This window comes from Streptomyces sp. NPDC044033 (assembly GCF_056434425.1).
In genome coordinates this window covers 80551-96693 of sequence record NZ_JBWKFF010000027.1, presented here as the reverse complement: position 1 = coordinate 96693, position 16143 = coordinate 80551, and the positions used below count along the sequence as shown (strand labels likewise).

13 protein-coding genes are annotated in these 16143 nt (G+C 70.9%); 7 read left to right on the top strand and 6 right to left on the bottom strand.

Translation table 11 applies throughout. The features are described 5' to 3' along the window. Positions 1 to 111: 111 nt before the first annotated feature. Genes pyk through pta form a run of 3 tightly spaced genes read right to left on the bottom strand, consistent with a single transcriptional unit; the run spans position 112 to position 4954 of the window. The gene (gene pyk, locus AC07AB_RS34790; protein WP_478575722.1) at positions 112 to 1539 is read right to left on the bottom strand and encodes a pyruvate kinase; all 1428 of its coding nucleotides are present in this window, start codon (positions 1537 to 1539) and stop codon (positions 112 to 114) included. 60 nt (positions 1540 to 1599) lie between these two features. Next, positions 1600 to 2829 (bottom strand): acetate kinase, encoded by a 1230-nt coding sequence (locus AC07AB_RS34785; RefSeq protein ID WP_478575720.1) that lies wholly within the window; start codon positions 2827 to 2829, stop codon positions 1600 to 1602. A gap of 49 nt (positions 2830 to 2878) precedes the next feature. Then, positions 2879 to 4954 carry a phosphate acetyltransferase gene (gene pta / locus AC07AB_RS34780; protein WP_478575719.1) on the bottom strand — a complete coding sequence of 692 codons (2076 nt, stop codon included), beginning with the start codon at positions 4952 to 4954 and terminating at the stop codon, positions 2879 to 2881. 208 nt (positions 4955 to 5162) lie between these two features. On the opposite strand from pta, the gene AC07AB_RS34775 reads away from it, so the two are divergent. Beyond that, entirely contained in the window at positions 5163 to 6188 is a 1026-nt protein-coding gene (locus tag AC07AB_RS34775; protein WP_478575718.1) for an ATP-dependent 6-phosphofructokinase, read from the top strand. Positions 6189 to 6739: 551 nt separating this feature from the next. Here AC07AB_RS34775 and AC07AB_RS34770 read toward each other — a convergent pair. From AC07AB_RS34770 to AC07AB_RS34760, 3 genes are all read right to left on the bottom strand, one after another. Further along, complete coding sequence (locus tag AC07AB_RS34770) at positions 6740 to 7315, bottom strand: TetR/AcrR family transcriptional regulator (protein ID WP_478575717.1); 576 nt, start codon at positions 7313 to 7315, stop codon at positions 6740 to 6742. 159 nt (positions 7316 to 7474) lie between these two features. Then, positions 7475 to 8866 carry an amidase gene (locus tag AC07AB_RS34765; RefSeq protein ID WP_478575715.1) on the bottom strand — a complete coding sequence of 464 codons (1392 nt, stop codon included), beginning with the start codon at positions 8864 to 8866 and terminating at the stop codon, positions 7475 to 7477. Next, entirely contained in the window at positions 8853 to 9062 is a 210-nt protein-coding gene (locus AC07AB_RS34760) for a hypothetical protein (protein WP_478575713.1), read from the bottom strand. Before AC07AB_RS34760 ends, AC07AB_RS34765 begins: the two co-directional genes overlap by 14 nt. A gap of 321 nt (positions 9063 to 9383) precedes the next feature. On the opposite strand from AC07AB_RS34760, the gene AC07AB_RS34755 reads away from it, so the two are divergent. The 6 genes from AC07AB_RS34755 (at position 9384) to AC07AB_RS34730 (ending at position 16012) form a co-directional block, all read left to right on the top strand. Then, on the top strand, positions 9384 to 10283 hold the full coding sequence (locus AC07AB_RS34755) for an MBL fold metallo-hydrolase (protein WP_478575711.1): 900 nt from the start codon (positions 9384 to 9386) through the stop codon (positions 10281 to 10283). A 299-nt stretch (positions 10284 to 10582) separates the two neighbouring features. After that, entirely contained in the window at positions 10583 to 10957 is a 375-nt protein-coding gene (locus tag AC07AB_RS34750; RefSeq protein WP_478575710.1) for a DUF397 domain-containing protein, read from the top strand. Positions 10958 to 11972: 1015 nt separating this feature from the next. Further along, positions 11973 to 12362, top strand: coding sequence for an SCP2 sterol-binding domain-containing protein (locus AC07AB_RS34745; protein ID WP_478575708.1), 390 nt, complete (start codon positions 11973 to 11975; stop codon positions 12360 to 12362). A 146-nt stretch (positions 12363 to 12508) separates the two neighbouring features. Beyond that, positions 12509 to 13726 carry an acyl-CoA dehydrogenase family protein gene (locus AC07AB_RS34740; protein ID WP_478575706.1) on the top strand — a complete coding sequence of 406 codons (1218 nt, stop codon included), beginning with the start codon at positions 12509 to 12511 and terminating at the stop codon, positions 13724 to 13726. A gap of 67 nt (positions 13727 to 13793) precedes the next feature. Further along, positions 13794 to 14897 carry a hypothetical protein gene (locus AC07AB_RS34735; RefSeq protein WP_478575704.1) on the top strand — a complete coding sequence of 368 codons (1104 nt, stop codon included), beginning with the start codon at positions 13794 to 13796 and terminating at the stop codon, positions 14895 to 14897. Between the two features lie 107 nt (positions 14898 to 15004). Then, positions 15005 to 16012, top strand: a complete 1008-nt coding sequence (locus tag AC07AB_RS34730; protein ID WP_478575701.1) for a HesA/MoeB/ThiF family protein — start codon at positions 15005 to 15007, stop codon at positions 16010 to 16012. Positions 16013 to 16143 lie beyond the last annotated feature (131 nt).

Here is a 16143-nt window from a genome sequence, read left to right as displayed (position 1 = left end):
CCCCCCCCCCCCCCCCCCCCCCCCCCCCCCCCCCCCCCCCCCCCCCCCCCCCCCCCCCCCCCCCCCCCCCCCCCCCCCCCCCCCCCCCCCCCCCGTACCGGTCGTTCCGCGTCAGCCCTTCTGGCCGCCGAGGTGGTGCACCCGGACCATGTTGGTGGTGCCGGGGACGCCGGGGGGCGAACCAGCGGTGATGATCATGGTGTCGCCCTCGTTGTAGCGCTTGAGCTTGAGCAGCTCGGCGTCGACGAGGTCGACCATGGCGTCGGTGTTGTCGACGTGCGGCACGACGTACGTCTCGATGCCCCAGCTCAGCGTCAGCTGGTTGCGGGTGTCCGCGTCGGTGGTGAAGGCCAGGATCGGCTGGGCCGCGCGGTAGCGGGAGAGGCGGCGGGCGGTGTCGCCGGACTGGGTGAAGGCGACCAGCGCGGTCGCGCCCAGGAAGTCGGCGATCTCGCACGCGGCGCGGGCGACCGAGCCGCCCTGCGTGCGCGGCTTCTTGCCCGGGACCAGCGGCTGGAGGCCGCGCGAGAGCAGCTCTTCCTCGGCCGCCTCGACGATGCGGGACATCGTCTTGACGGTCTCGATCGGGTACGCGCCGACGCTCGACTCGGCGGAGAGCATGACCGCGTCCGCGCCGTCGAGGATGGCGTTGGCGACGTCGGACGCCTCGGCGCGCGTCGGCCGCGAGTTGGTGATCATCGACTCCATCATCTGGGTCGCGACGATCACCGGCTTGGCGTTGCGGCGGCACATGTCCACGAGGCGCTTCTGCACCATCGGGACCTTCTCCAGCGGGTACTCGACGGCCAGGTCGCCGCGGGCGACCATGATGGCGTCGAACGCCGCGACGACGGCCTCCATGTTCTCGACGGCCTGCGGCTTCTCGACCTTGGCGATCACCGGCACCCGGCGGCCGACCTCGTCCATGACGCGGTGCACGTCGCGGACGTCGTCGGCGTTGCGCACGAAGGAGAGCGCGACCATGTCGCAGCCCATCCGCAGCGCGAACCGCAGGTCCTCGATGTCCTTCTCGGCCAGCGCGGGCACGTTGACCGCCGCGCCGGGCAGGTTGATGCCCTTGTGGTCGGAGATCACACCGCCCTCGATGACGATCGTCTTGACCCGCGGGCCGTCGACCTCGGTGACCCGCAGCTCGACGTTGCCGTCGTTGATCAGGACCTGGTCGCCCTTGGAGACGTCGCCCGGCAGGCCCTTGTACGTGGTGCCGCAGATCGTCTTGTCACCGGGGACGTCTTCGGTGGTGATGGTGAACTCGTCACCGCGCACCAGCTCGACGGGGCCGTCGGCGAAGGTCTCCAGGCGGATCTTGGGGCCCTGGAGGTCGGCGAGGACGCCGACCGCGCGGCCGCTCTCCTCGGCGGCCTTGCGGACGCGGTGGTACCGCTCCTCGTGGTCCGACTGGGTCCCGTGGCTGAAGTTGAAGCGGGCCACGTTCATGCCGGCCTCGATCAGCGACTTGAGCTGATCGTAGGAGTCGGCGGCGGGGCCCAGGGTGCAGACGATTTTGGAACGGCGCATAAAGCTGATCCTATCGGTTTGTTTCGGAGCGGAATAATTCAGTGGGGGTTAAGCCAATGCCTAGGCGCTGACCAGGGCGTACGTCTGGGTGGCGATCTCCAGCTCTTCGTCGGTGGGGACCACGGCGACCGCGACCCGGCTGCCGTCCGCCGAGATCAGCCGCGCCGAGGAGCCGCGCACGGAGTTGCGCACCGCGTCCACCTCGATACCGAGCCCGTCCAGGCCGCGCAGCGACGCTTCCCGGACGGCCGCGGAGTTCTCGCCCACGCCCGCCGTGAACGCGATGGCGTCCACCCGCCCGAGCACCGCGGTGTACGCGCCCACATACTTGCGCAGCCGGTGCACGTAGATCTCGAAGGCGAGCTGTGCGGCGCGGTCGCCCTCGCCCATCCGGCGGCCGATCTCGCGCATGTCGTTGTCGCCGCAGAGGCCGATCAGGCCGCTCTTCTTGTTGAGCAGCTCATCGACCTCGTCGACGCTCATCCCGGCCACCCGCCGCAGATGGAAGGTGACCGCGGGATCGATGTCACCGGAGCGCGTACCCATCACGAGCCCCTCCAAAGGCGTCAGCCCCATCGAGGTGTCGACGCACCGGCCGCCCTCGACCGCGGAGGCGGAGGCCCCGTTGCCGAGGTGCAGCACGATGACGTTGACGTCGGCCGGGTCCTTGCCCAGCAGCTTGGCGGTCTCGCGGGAGACGTACGCGTGCGAGGTGCCGTGGAAGCCGTAGCGGCGGATGCGGTGCGCGTCGGCGGTCTCGACGTCGATGGCGTAGCGCGCCGCGTGCTCCGGCATCGTGGTGTGGAAGGCGGTGTCGAAGACCGCGACCTGCGGCAGGTCCGGGCGGAGCCCCATGGCCGTGCGGATGCCGGTGATGTTGGCCGGGTTGTGCAGCGGCGCGACGGGGATCAGCCGCTCGATCTCCGCCATCACCTCCCGGTCGATCACGGTCGGCCCGCTGAACCGCTGCCCGCCGTGCACGACGCGGTGGCCGATCGCGGCGAGCTTCGGCGAGTCGAGCCCCAGCCCGTCCGCGGACAGCTCCTCGGTGACGGCCCGCAGCGCCTCCTCGTGGTCCGCGATGGGCTGGTTGCGCTCGCGCTTGGCGCCTCCCGTGGCGAGCGGGGAGTGCGTCAGCCGGGAGGTCTCCTCGCCGATGCGCTCCACCAGCCCGGTGGCCAGCCGGGCGCTGTCGGCCATGTCGAGCAGCTGGTATTTGACCGAGGAGGAGCCGGAGTTGAGGACGAGCACGTGGGTGGCGTCGGCGTCGGCGCCGGCGTTCGCAGTCATGGGCGGGCTTTCCGGTAGGCGTGGGTGGGCGGCTGGTTCCTCGCGGCGGCTACGGCCGCTCGCCCTGGGCCTGTACGGCCGTGATGGCGACGGTGTTCACGATGTCCTGTACCAGCGCGCCGCGGGAGAGGTCGTTGACCGGCTTGCGCAGCCCCTGGAGGACCGGGCCGACGGCGACGGCGCCCGCGGAGCGCTGTACGGCCTTGTACGTGTTGTTGCCGGTGTTCAGGTCCGGGAAGATCAGCACCGTGGCCCGGCCCGCCACCTTCGACTCCGGCAGCTTGGTGCGCGCGACCGCCGCGTCGACGGCCGCGTCGTACTGGATCGGCCCCTCCACCAGCAGGTCCGGGCGGCGCTCGCGGACCAGCTCGGTCGCCTGGCGGACCTTGTCGACGTCCGCGCCGGAGCCGGAGGTGCCAGTGGAGTACGACAGCATCGCGATCCGCGGCTCGACGCCGAACCGGGCGGCGGTGGCGGCCGACTGGATGGCGATGTCCGCGAGCTGCTCGGCGTCGGGGTCGGGGTTGACGGCGCAGTCGCCGTAGACGAGCACCCGGTCGGCGAGGCACATGAAGAAGACGGACGAGACGATCTGCGCGCCCGGCTTGGTCTTGATGATCTCGAAGGCGGGCCGGATGGTGGCCGCGGTGGAGTGCGCCGCGCCGGAGACCATGCCGTCGGCCAGGCCCTCCTGGACCATGAGCGTGCCGAAGTAGGAGACGTCGGCGACGACGTCGTAGGACAGCTCGTAGCTGATGCCCTTGTGCGCCCGCAGTTGGGCGTACAGCTCGGCGAACCGCTCGCGCAGCGGGGAGGTGTGCGGGTCGATGAGCCGCGCGTCGCCGAGGTCGATGGAGAGTTCGGCGGCGCGCTTGCGGATCGCGGCCTCCTCGCCGAGCAGCGTCAGATCGCAGACGTCGCGGCGCAGCAGCACGTCGGCCGCGCGCAGTACGCGCTCCTCGGTGCCCTCGGGCAGCACCACCCGGCGGCGTCCGGCGCGGGACCGCTCGATCAGCTCGTGCTCGAACATCATCGGGGTGACCCGGCCGGACCGGGCCACCGAGATGCGCTGCGTCAACTCCGCCGTGTCCACGTGCCGCTCGAAGAGTCCGAGGGCGGTCTCGGCCTTGCGCGGCGAGGCGGCGTCGAGCTTGCCCTCGATCGAGAACAGCTGCTCGGCGGTGGGGAAGGAGCCGCCCGGCACCGAGACGACGGGCGTGCCGGGGGCGAGCCGGGAGGCCAGCGCCAGGATGTCGGGGCCGGGGCGCTCGTCGAGGGTGAGCACCACGCCGGCTATCGGCGGCGCCCCGGCGCTGTGCGCGGCGAGCGCGCCGACGATGAGGTCGGCGCGGTCCCCGGGGGTGACCACCATGCAGCCGTCGGTGAGCGCCTTGAGGAAGGTGGGCAGCATGGCGCCGCCGAAGACGAAGTTCCGTACGTCGCGGGCGAGCCCGGCGGCGTCGCCCAGCAGCACCTCGGCGTCGAGGGCCTGCACGATCTGGGCGACGGTGGGCGCGGAGAGCGAGCCGTCCTCGGGCAGCGCGTAGCAGGGCACGGGCAGCCGGGCGGCGAGCCGTTCGACGATGGCCGTACGGTCGTCGGGCGCGACCCGGTTGACGACCACGGCGACGACGTCGCAGCCGAGCGCCTCGTAGGCGCGGTAGGCGTTGCGGGCCTCCGACCGCACGGACTCCGCGCTCTGGTCCTGGCCGCCGACGACGGGGACGACGAAGGCGCCGAACTCGTTGGCGAGCCGGGCGTTGAGCGCCAGTTCGTCGGGGAGGTTGGTGGCGCCGTAGTCGGTGCCGAGCACCAGCACGTACTCGTACTCGCGGCCGACCGCGAGAAAGCGCTCGACGAGCTGGGAGACCAGCTCGTCGGTGCCCTGCTCGGCCTGGATCGCGGTGGCTTCCGCGTACGTCATTCCGGAGGCCGCCTCCGGGGTCTGGCCGAGCCGGTAGCGGGACCGCAGCAGATCGAAGAGGCGGTCGGGGCCGTCGTGCAGGAGGGGGCGGAAGATGCCCACTCGGTCCACATGGCGGGTCAGGAGCTCCATGACTCCGAGCTCGACGACCTGCCGGCCGTCGCCGCGGTCGATCCCGGTCACGTATACGCTGCGCGTCACGCGTGCTCTCCTTGATCCATCTCGGTCCAGCTCCTGCGCTTTTGCCGGTTTTCTGGGCAAAAACACCCGGTATGGCGGGCTTGCCCTCTTGACAATACCCGCGCCCCTGGATAGGGCGCAGTGAGAGGTGGGGGCAGCGGTACCACCTGGGTCATGAAACAATCAGACCGGCTCACATGTACCGGTAGCGAGCAGGAGACACAGCACGATGCGCATCGGAGTTCTCACCGCAGGCGGCGACTGCCCCGGCCTCAACGCTGTCATCCGGTCGGTGGTACACCGGGCGCTCGTCGGCCACGGCGACGAGGTCATCGGCTTCGAGGACGGCTTCAAGGGCCTCCTCGACGGTCGGTTCCGCAAGCTCGACCTCGACGCGGTCAGCGGCATCCTGGCCCGCGGCGGCACCATCCTCGGCTCCGCCCGCCTGGAGCGCGACCGGCTGCGCGAGGCGTGCGAGAGCGCCCAGGACTTCTCCCGCGCGTACGGCATCGACGTCCTGATCCCCATCGGCGGCGAGGGCACCCTGACCGCGGCCCGGATGCTCTCCGACGCGGGCGTCCCGGTGGTCGGCGTCCCGAAGACCATCGACAACGACATCTCCGCCACCGACCGCACCTTCGGCTTCGACACCGCCGTCGGCGTCGCCACCGAGGCCATCGACCGCCTCAAGACCACCGCCGAGTCGCACCAGCGCGTCATGGTCGTGGAGGTCATGGGGCGGCACGCGGGGTGGATCGCCCTGGAGTCCGGCATGGCCGGCGGCGCGCACGGCATCTGCCTGCCGGAGCGCCGCTTCCAGGTGGACGACCTGGTGAAGCTGGTCGAGGAGCGCTTCTCCCGCGGCAAGAAGTTCGCGGTCATCTGCGTCGCCGAGGGCGCGCACCCCGCCGAGGGCTCGATGGACTACGAGAAGGGCGCCATCGACCAGTTCGGCCACGAGCGCTTCGCGGGCATCGGCACCCGGCTGGCCGTGGAACTGGAGGAGCGCCTCGGCAAGGAGGCCCGCCCCGTCATCCTCGGCCACGTCCAGCGCGGCGGCACCCCCACCGCGTACGACCGCGTCCTCGCCACCCGCTTCGGCTGGCACGCCGTCGAGGCGGCCCACCGCGGCGACTTCGGCAACATGACGGCGCTGCGCGGCACGGACATCGCGATGGTGCCGCTGGCGGAGGCGGTGACGGAGCTGAAGACGGTTCCGGAGAACCGGATGAACGAGGCGGAGTCGGTCTTCTAGGACCAGTACCGGCAGTGGTTCGCCTCGCAGCCTTGGCCGAGCGGTCGACGTGCCGCCTCAGGGCCGGCAGACCGCCTGCGGGACCTGGTCCTGGAGGTCGCCGCGGGGCGTCGACCGGGCGTGATGTACGGGCGGGGGTTCGGCGGCCGCTTCGAGCCGCGGGCGCCATCAACACGGCGGTCGACCTCGTCTGCGCCATCGGGCGCCGGACTCCGGCCCGATTCATGCCCGCCCGGCGGATCCGCACCCGGCCACGCGTCGTCAAGCGCGCCCTCTCCAGACGCAACGCCAACGGCGTCGTCGACAGGGCCGGTTACCAAGCCGCCATCAGCGTCGGCATCCCGACCGGCCGCGCCACCTGGCACCGGACGCCCATCGCCAACCGCACGGCGGCGCCTCTGGAATTCCGACCGCAGGTCGACTCCGGCCGCAGGTCGACTCCAGCCACAGGTCGACTCCAGCCGCGGCTCAACTCCGGCCGCAAACCGCGGCCTTCGCGGTGCGCGGTCCGCCGGGACTGTACCCGCGGCGCCTGTGACCGGGTCACCGGGTCATCGGCCGGCCCTTTCGTCCGCGCCGAGGAGCTCGGTCACGAGCCGACGGGCGTACGCGGCGTCGAGCCCGGCCGGGCGGAAGAGGATGCGGTACATCATGGGGGCGACGATGCGGTCCATCGCCGTCTCGACCTCGGGAACGCCCTCCTCACGGTCGGTCGCGCGAGCGAGGATCACGTCGATCTGTTCGGCCGCGTAGGCCGAGCACTGGCCGGCGTTGCTGCCGTCCGGGTCGCCGAGCAGAGCGTCACGGATGTAGGCGCGGCCCGAGGTGAACGACATGTCGTCGAGGAACTGCTCGGCCCAGGCCGTCAGATCGGACTTCAGGTCGCCGTGGCCCTCCGGCGCCATGTCGGGCCTCAGCCGCTCCACCGCGACGTCCGACAGCAGCTCCTGCAAGTCGCCCCAGCGGCGGTAGATCGTCGAGGGGGTGACTCCGGCGCGCTGGGCGACCAGCGGTACGGTCAGCGCGTCGCGCCCCCGCTCCGACAGGATTTCGCGGACAGCGGTGTGCACCGACGCCTGGACCCGAGCGCTGCGCCCGCCGGGGCGCACCATCTGCTTGCGGCTCATGACACCACCTTAAAGCACAGTCATTGCTTTTAGGGAGGGGCGCGTGGCTCGACAGCCGCGCCAGACCCCTCTCCGGCCTCCCCGTCGCGCGCTCCTGGCTGCCCTGATCCCGGCCGGGGCCGAACGCCGTGGCGGGCCGCCCCGGCCCGCCGGCCGCTCTCACGCGGCGGGCGCGAGCGAGCGGGCGGACTGCGTCAGCTCGTAGGCGTGGCCCACCCGCAGCAGCTCCCGCTCGCCGAAGGGCCGCCCGAGCAGCTGCATGCCGATCGGCATGCCCGCCGTGTCGTGGCCCACCGGGACGGACAGAGCGGGCACTCCGGTGATGTTGGCCGGGGAGGAGAGGCGCACGTAAGCGTCGGAGACGGCCTCGACCGAGCCGTCGGACCAAGTGACGGTCTCCTGACCGGCCTTCACCGCGGTCATCGGGACCGCGGGGGCGGCGATCACGTCGACCTGCTCCAGGACGCGGGCCCACTCCTCCCGCATCAGCGTCCGGGAGCGCTGGGCCCGCAGATAGTCGCCCGCGCCCATCAGCTCGCCGGCCTCCAGGAGGATGCGGACGTCATCCTGGTACAGCTCGGGGACCGTACGCAGAGTGCCCTCGTGGTACGCGGTGGCCTCCGGCACCATCAGCCCCCACTGGGTGGCCTGGATGTACCGGGTCATCGGGATGTCGATCTCGACGAGGCGGGCGCCGAGCGCCTCCAGTCGCGCGATGCCCCGGCGGACGGCGGCCTCCACCTCCGTGTCGACATGGTCGAAGTAGTAGTTGCGCGGCACTCCGACGCGCACGCCTGTCAGGTCCGGCTCCTGTTCCGGCCGGTGGTCGACGGCGGGGATGTCCAGCGAGGCGGGGTCGCGCGGGTCGTGTCCGGCGAGGACGGTCAGGACCAGGGCCGCGTCCTCGACGGTGCGGGTGACCGGGCCGACGTGGTCCAGTGACCAGGACAGGGACGTGACGCCGTGGCGAGGCACCAGTCCGTAGGTCGGCTTGAGGCCGACGACCCCGTTCAGTGCGGCGGGGACCCGGATCGACCCGCCGGTGTCGGTGCCGAGGGCGAAGGTCGCCGCCCCGGCGGCCACCGCGACGGCGGACCCGCCGCTGGAGCCTCCCGCGACCCGGCCGCGGTCCCAGGCGTTGCCGGTCTGCGGGGTGGTCAGACCGTAGGCGAACTCGTGGGTGTGGGTCTTGCCGACCAGGACGGAGCCCGCGGCCCGCAGCCGGGCGGCGACCGTGCTGTCGGCGGCCGCGCGGTGGCCGGCCCGGACCCGGGAACTGGCGGTGGTGGGCGAACCGGCGACGTCGATCAGGTCCTTGAGCCCGGCCGGGACGCCGTGCAGCGGCCCCCGGAACACGCCGCCGGCCGCTTCCCGCTCGGCCTCGCGCGCCGCGCCGCGGGCCTGCTCCGCGGTGACCGCGACGTAGGCCTCGACGCGGGGGTCCACCTCGTCGATGCGGTCGAGGACCGAGTCCACCAGCTCGACGGGGGACAGTCGCCGGGCCCGGATCTGCCGCGCCGCGGCGGCGAGGGACAGCTCATACGGTTGCATCGTGGTTCTCCTTTTCCGCGCGGTAGGCGCCTGCGGGCGGGATGTCGCCGAAGTCCAGCTCGCGCAGGACCGCGACGACGGAGTGGATGTGGTCGGCGGTGGCCGCGACCGCGGTGTGGCGGCCATCGGGCAGTGGAAGTCCGGCACGGGCGGCCCAGCGGGCGGCCTCGGGCGGCATGAGTTCGGCGGAGGACACGGCTCTTCTCCCGATCAGGGGGCGTGGCAATGAACTGCCCCGCTCCAAAAGCTAACGGTTTGCTTTAACTCGACTGTAGGTCCTACGGTTCCTTAAAGCAAACACGTTGCGTTTACGGAAGGAGCCCCCCATGGCCGTCGCCGCGACCGGCACACCCGCGCACAGCGCGGACCAGGGGCCGCCTCACCCGCCTCACCCGCCGACGGCGCCCTCACCGCCCTCCCCACCGAGGCAGCCCTGGTGACACTCGCCGCACCACGGCACGGAGCAGCCCGCCCCGAAGCCGACCACCCCGCCGAAGAGCGAAGGAAACGACAGACCATGCGCACCTCCCCCGCCCCCCTCATCCCCTCCTGGACCGTGGGCGGCGTCACCGTCCACCGCGTCGACGAAGTCGCCCTGCCGCCCGCGACCGGGCCCTGGCTGCTGCCCGACGCCACCCCTGAGGTGGTGACCGCCCAGGACTGGCTGCGCCCCCACTTCGCCGGGCACGACGGCATCCTGCACCTCGACAGCCACAGCTTCGCGTTCGTCGTGGACGGGCTGCGCGTTCTGGTCGACACCGGCATCGGCAACGGCAAGGAGCGGGCCAACCCGGCCTGGCACAACCTGCGGACCGACTTCCTGGAGCGCCTCACCGCCGCCGGCTTCCCTCCGGACTCCGTCGACCTGGTGGTCCTCACCCACCTGCACGCCGACCACGTCGGCTGGAACACCCGGCAGGTGAACGGCGAATGGGTCCCCACCTTCCCCAACGCCCGCTACCTCACCACACGCACCGAACGGGAGTTCTGGGCCGCGTACGACATGGAGGAGGCGCGCGAGCAGATGTTCCGCGACTCCGTGATCCCGGTCGAGCAGGCCGGCCTGCTGCACGCGATCGACGTCCCGCCCGAGGGCGCCGAGATCGCCCCGGGACTCCGCTTGATCCCGACCCCCGGCCACACCCCCGGCCACGTCGCGGTGGAACTGACCAGCCAGGGTGAAACGGCGCTGATCTCCGGGGACTGCGTCCACCACCCCGTCCAGCTCGCCCACCCCGCCATCGGCGCCTGCGTCGACATCGACCCGCGGCAGTCCGAGGCCACGCGGCGCAAGCTGCTCGGCTCCCTCGCCGGCACGAACACCCTTCTCCTCGGCACCCACTTCGCCCCGCCCACCGCCGGTCACGTGGTCGCCCACGCGGACACGTACCGACTGCGGCCCGTCCCCGCCTCCTGAAGTCGCGCCGAGCTTTGCGCCTCGGTCGACTACGGACCGTTGAACTCCAGGTGATGCCGAGCCGCCGTGAGGACCACCCGAAAATGGATGGCCCGTTCATCTTCATGCCCCCCAAGAGGCGGTCTCGGATGGCATACATGAAGATCCAGAGGTGAAACCGGCTGATCACTGGCGCACGAGAGGCCCGCCTGCCCCATCGCTGCTCACTTTGGGGCCATCCGAGCTCAGCCACTCACGCCCTACGAGTCGCCGATCCTGATCGAGAAGATGCCGGGAGAACTACGCACACTGAAGGTTCCGTGCACAGCGTCCCCGAACTCGCCTGGCGCAAAAGCGGCTACAGCGGCGGCGAGTATGGAGAAGTCTCCGTGGACGGGAACAAATCGAGCCACAGCGACGGCGAGGGGGTGGAGAAGCGTGCAGAAGTCTCCACCAGTTGGAGCCAGTCCTCTCACAGCGGCGGCGAAGGCGGCGCCTGCCTCGAAGTCCGCGCCTGTCCACGCACTGTCCACATCCGGGGCTCCAAGGACGGGCAGGGCCCCCAACTCGCCGTCGTCCCCCGCCGCCTGGACCGCCCTCGCCCCGTACGCGCCCGGCCGCTGAGCAACGCCCGCGAGCCATACCCGCGTTCAACCTCCGAACGCCTCAACGGCGGGCGAATCCCCGCCAAATAACGCCGTACGAAAAGGCGCCGCCCCGACGAAGGCTCGGGGCGGCGCTTTTTTCACGACCTCGCCCCTCATGTGTATGCGATGTGAACTCCCCTTGCCCGCAATGCCCTTGGGCCTGCCCTCGCATGCCCGATTGGGCACGGAACGGCTGCCTCCCCGTCCGGCGGACCTTTCTTGACTTGAAAGGTATGCACCTGGCACGCTTCTTGAGTAACCTAAAGTCGGAAACCGACTCTTAGTCAGAACCCGGGGCAGGTTCAGCGCGACTGCCGCGCGCGACGGCCGGTGTGACCGACCACCGGTGGGTTACCTGGCCTCAACGCGCCAAACGGGGAATCACCAAGGGGAAACACGTGTCACCGTCTGTGTCATCCGGAATTCGTCACGATCGGGGGATCGCACCACCCGTGCTCCTGCGGCTCAAGCCATCGAACCGCTGCTTGGACGTCCGTGCCCCAACACGGAGCTGTCCGCTCACCGGATGCTCGCCCTGACCGACACGCGACATAGCCCCCCACATTCGCCGTCGCCGCTTCGTCGTGCCGCCGTAATGGCGGTATGTTCGTCGCGACAGCGAAACCCGCGACCGTAGCCCGTCGCGCGGCCGCCGCGGATTCCTCCGTGGCAGCGCCGACGCCCCCCGCGGCACGCCATCGCGCCCATTCCTTTCTTGCTCGTACGCACCCTCACCCTCACCCCGCAGCGCCTCTTCGAGGCCGCTCGCGGTCACTTCGCCGATCTTCACGTCGCGCGGTGCCGGATTCTCTTACCGGAGCCGCTCGGCCATAACACCCTCCACAAAACCGCTGTGTGTGAACGGCCGTCGCGGCCCAGCCGCGTGCGGTGTTCATGACATTCCGTCATCTCGCATACCGCGGCTCGTATCGCGTCGCGCCGCGTCGCGATACCCCCTGCCCCACCTCTGTGTTCCGCCACCGCGGCCGCCTTACCGCTGTCCGTATCAGGCCGAGCGCATAGCCAGTCCATGTCATCCCCCCATGCCCGTAAGGAGTTCTTCGTGCCCGTTTTCGAGTCGTCGGAAAAAGCGGTCCGCGTCTTCAGCGACCTGTTCAAGATCCTTCTCAAGGACGAGACCTTCACCCAGCGCATGCGCGACTCCGGGATCTCCCTCCACCTCATCCAGGTGAAGCCCGACGTCGAGCTGTACGTCACGCCGGACGGTGTGAACGTCGGCGCTCCCCCGGCGCCCGCCGCGATACGCATCAAGATGAGCAGCGACACCGCGCACAGCCTCTGGCTGGGCAAGCTGCTGATGCCGGTGGCGCTCGCCACCGGAAAGGTGCGGATCAAGGGCAGCGTCGCCAAGGTGCTGGAGTTCGTGCCCCTGCTCCAGCCCGCCTTCGACCAGTACCCCCAGATCGCCGCCGCCGAGGGGCTGCCCGTCTAGCGGGCCCCGCGCCCGCGTCCCTCCACGAAAACCCGGCCGCACCACAGGCCGCGATCTCCCTTCGCCTTGCGGCACCACGCCGACGGTTCCGCACGGCACAGCACCAGGCATGCCCTCGCATGCCCAGGAACAATGAACGGACAACAATGAGCGACACTGCATTCCACGGCGCCTCCGTCGACTTCCTCGCGGAACCGCCGCAGATCCAGGAACTGCGGGCGCGGGTCCGGGAGTTCGTCGACAAGGACGTACGCCCCCGGGTCGCGGACAACGACCGTGCGCCGGCCGAGGACTTCGACTGGGAGCTGGTGCGCCTCGGCCACGAGGCCGGCCTGCTGCGCCTGGTGATCCCGAAGGAGTACGGCGGACTCGGGCTGGGCGTGCTCGGCGTGGCGGTGGCCCTTGAGGAGATCGCGGCGGCCTGCGCCGGCACCGCCCTCATATTCGGCGCGACGCTGCTGGGCCAGGCCCCGGTGCTGCTCTCCAGCGACCCGCACCTCCAGGCCCGCTTCCTGCCGATGTTCTCCGGCGACAACCCGGTCCTGGCCTGCAACGCGATCACCGAGGACCAGGCCGGGTGCGACCTGCTCATCCCGGAGAACGCCGAGCACGCCGCCGACGTGGTCCAGGCCCGCAGGGACGGCGACAGCTACCTGCTGACCGGCCGCAAGCGGTTCATCACCAACGCCCGGCTGGCGGAGTTCGGCAGCGTGTACGCCAACATCGAGGGCCACCCGGGCGCCACCGGCCTCACCGCCTTCATCGTGCCGCTGGACTCCCCCGGCGTCACCCGCGGCCCGGTCGCCGACAAGCTGGGCTACCGCGCCTGCCTGGGCAGCGAGCTGCTGTTCGAGGACGTACGCGTCCCCGCCGAGAACATCGTCGGCGGCGAGGGCAACGGCATGCTCATCAACATCCAGCAGATGAACATGGCGCGGGCGACGGTCGCCGCGATCTCGACGGGCGTCGCCCGCGGCGCCTTCGACCTCGCCAAGGACTGGTGCGCCGACCGCGTGCAGGGCGGTCTGCCGCTCCACAAGCACCAGTTCACCGCCCGCAAGCTCGCCGAAATGGCGTCGAAGGTCGAGGCCGCCCGGCTGATGTACCTCAAGGCGGCGCAGGCGGCGGACACCGAGCTCCCCGCGCCCTCGTACGAGCCCGCCGTCGCGAAGCTCTTCGCCGACCGGGTGGCCATCGAGGTGGCGCAGGAGGCGATGTCCCTCATGGGGGCGCGCGGTTACCTGCGTGAGAACGGCATGGAGAAGTTCGTACGGGAATCCTTCGGCGCCCGCATCTACGAGGGGACGCCCGAGGTGCTCGCCCTGGCCATCACCGAGGCCCTGTACGCGGAGGACGACTTCTGAGCACCCGCCCAGCAACGCTCGTCGTTGCCGTTCTTCCCGTTCACTCCGCCAACGTGAGGAGCACCAAATGACCACGGCGTCCCCGCCGGCGGCCGGCTCTGCCCACCCCTGGCTCGTGCCATTGGGCCTTCCCGCCGATACCGAGGAATCACCGGCGGCCACTCCCGCCGATCCGGTCGTTCCCGTTGTTCCCGCCGCTCCGGTCGGACCGGCCGGTCCCACCGATCCCGACGCACCGGCCGAGAGCGTTACCGGCCCCGGCCCCGACAGCGGTGTGCGGCGCCGCTATATCGAGGACATACTCCGGCTGCACAGCGGTCTCAGCTTCGGCGGACTCGCCGGGCGGCTGCACCGCACGGACTCCTTCGTCTACCGGGCCGCCCACGGCAAGGGCGTCATCACCACGGCCGCGCCCACCGAGGCCATACCCGAGCGCTATCTGCTGGGGCTGGCCGGCTTCCGGCTCTCCGAATACCTGCGGGCGGGCTACGCGAGCGAGGACATCGTCTTCGACAACTCGCTCTTCTGCGAACCGGTGCAGGGAATTCACCAGTCGGATATCCACGTCATCACGACCGACCAGGAGACCGGCCGCATTCTCGGTTACGTCTCGCTCGCGCACAGTGAGGATCTCGCTCCGCGCCCCCTGGACGCACCGGACCGCAGGCTGTTCCCCTGCGAAGAGGCCCACAATCTGCGGCTGTTGTCGCTGCTCCAGCCCGCCGAGGAGCTGACGACGCATTCCGTGCGGGAAGTGAAGCGCTTCGTGCAGGCGCACTCTCTCACCGATCGCACCATGCGGCTGCGGGTCATGTTGGGGCTGCTGGCCGGCATCTCGGGGATTCTCTGCCAGGAGCGCTACACGACCAGAATGCTGATCGGCGATGTGGAGAAGCACGTGGCGCTGCGCCACCTGGTTCTCCTGGGTCTCGACGTCCACTTGCTGGACGGGACGACACCACGCCTCGGGCTGAAGGAACTCATGCACCCTATGTATGTCACCCGCGAGAAGGTGTACCCCTTCCTCGCGCATCTTCCCTCGCCCGAGGAGACCGTCCGCCGCAGCGCCGTGGTCCAGCGAGCCGCCGCGGCGGACGCCCCCTTCAAGGCCGTACGGGACTTGTTGTCCGAGCTCTCCGGCTCCGTACAGCACATCGAGGTGGCAGCGTAGTGTCCGACCCTTCAATATCCGACGCTCCGGTATCCGGCACTTCGGAGCCTAAAGCCCTTTCGGAGCCCGTGACTTCGGAGCCCGAAGCCGCGAAGCCCAAGGCTCCGGTGTCCGACACTTCGGCGTCCGACACTTCGGTGCCCGGCGCTCCGGTGTCCGACGCTCCGGTCTCCGGCACTTCGACGTCCGACGCTTCGGAACGTGAAGCGTTCTACGCGGAGTTCACCGAACGCAACCGCGGCTTCATCTCGTCCGTGACGCAGCAACGGCTCGGTCAGGCCCGGCTGCTGATCGCCGGGTGCGGATCGACCGGCGGAGCCGCCGTGGAGCCGCTGACTCGCATCGGGGTCCAGCAATTCGTCATGGCCGACACCGGCAGCTTCGAGTTGAACAACCTCAACCGGCAGCACGCCGCGTTCGCCGACATCGGGCGCCACAAGGCCGAGGTGGCCGCGGAGCGCGTACGGGCCATCAACCCGTACGCCGAGGCCGAGACCGTACGGGACGGCATCACCGAGGACAACGCGGACAAGCTGGTCGCGGGATGTTCGGTGGTGATCGACGGCGTCGACGTCACCGAACGTTCGGGATGGCAGGCCAAGTACCTGCTGCACCGCGCCGCGGCGCGGGCGCGCGTCCCCGTGCTGACGGGGTACGACATGGCCGGGACCCAGTACATCCGGTTCTACGACTACCGGCGCGAGGGCTCCGTGCCCTTCGACGGCAAGGTCAGCGCGCACCAGGTCGACCACGCGGTCATCTGGACGCTGCTCTTCCGCGTGATCCCCACCCGGTTCATCCCGGTGGAGATGCTCAAGAACGCCAGCGAGCACCTGGGCGAGGACGGCTACAGCGTGCCGCAACTCGTCTACGCCTCGCTGCTGTTCGGCGCGCTCACCGCCCGGATGACCGCGGAGATCCTCTCCGGGGCGCCGGTCAAGCGCAACGTCGCCGTCAACGCGCACAGCGCCACCCGCCCGCTGCCCCGCCGACTGGCAGCGGAACTGGAACGGCCGCTCGTGCTCGTCAGCGGGCTCCGCAAGCTGGCGACGCGCAACCGCGCCGCGAGCGACGCGGCACGGAACGGCCGGGAAACCCCCGAAGCGGCTTCCTGAACCACACCCGGCTAAAGGGCCGGGGGGGGGGGGGGGGGGGGGGGGGGGGGGGGGGGGGGGGGGGGGGGGTGGTGTGGGGGGGGGGGGGGGGGGGGGGGGGGGGAGGGGGGGGGGGGGGGGGGGGGGGGGGA

Coding starts and splice junctions, on each gene's coding strand:
- pyk (WP_478575722.1), bottom strand. CDS start 1,539: ATGCGCCGTTCCAAAATCGTCTGCACCCTGGGCCCCGCCGCCGACTCC.
- AC07AB_RS34785 (WP_478575720.1), bottom strand. CDS start 2,829: ATGACTGCGAACGCCGGCGCCGACGCCGACGCCACCCACGTGCTCGTC.
- AC07AB_RS34775 (WP_478575718.1), top strand. CDS start 5,163: ATGCGCATCGGAGTTCTCACCGCAGGCGGCGACTGCCCCGGCCTCAAC.
- AC07AB_RS34770 (WP_478575717.1), bottom strand. CDS start 7,315: ATGAGCCGCAAGCAGATGGTGCGCCCCGGCGGGCGCAGCGCTCGGGTC.
- AC07AB_RS34765 (WP_478575715.1), bottom strand. CDS start 8,866: ATGCAACCGTATGAGCTGTCCCTCGCCGCCGCGGCGCGGCAGATCCGG.
- AC07AB_RS34755 (WP_478575711.1), top strand. CDS start 9,384: ATGCGCACCTCCCCCGCCCCCCTCATCCCCTCCTGGACCGTGGGCGGC.
- AC07AB_RS34740 (WP_478575706.1), top strand. CDS start 12,509: ATGAGCGACACTGCATTCCACGGCGCCTCCGTCGACTTCCTCGCGGAA.
- AC07AB_RS34735 (WP_478575704.1), top strand. CDS start 13,794: ATGACCACGGCGTCCCCGCCGGCGGCCGGCTCTGCCCACCCCTGGCTC.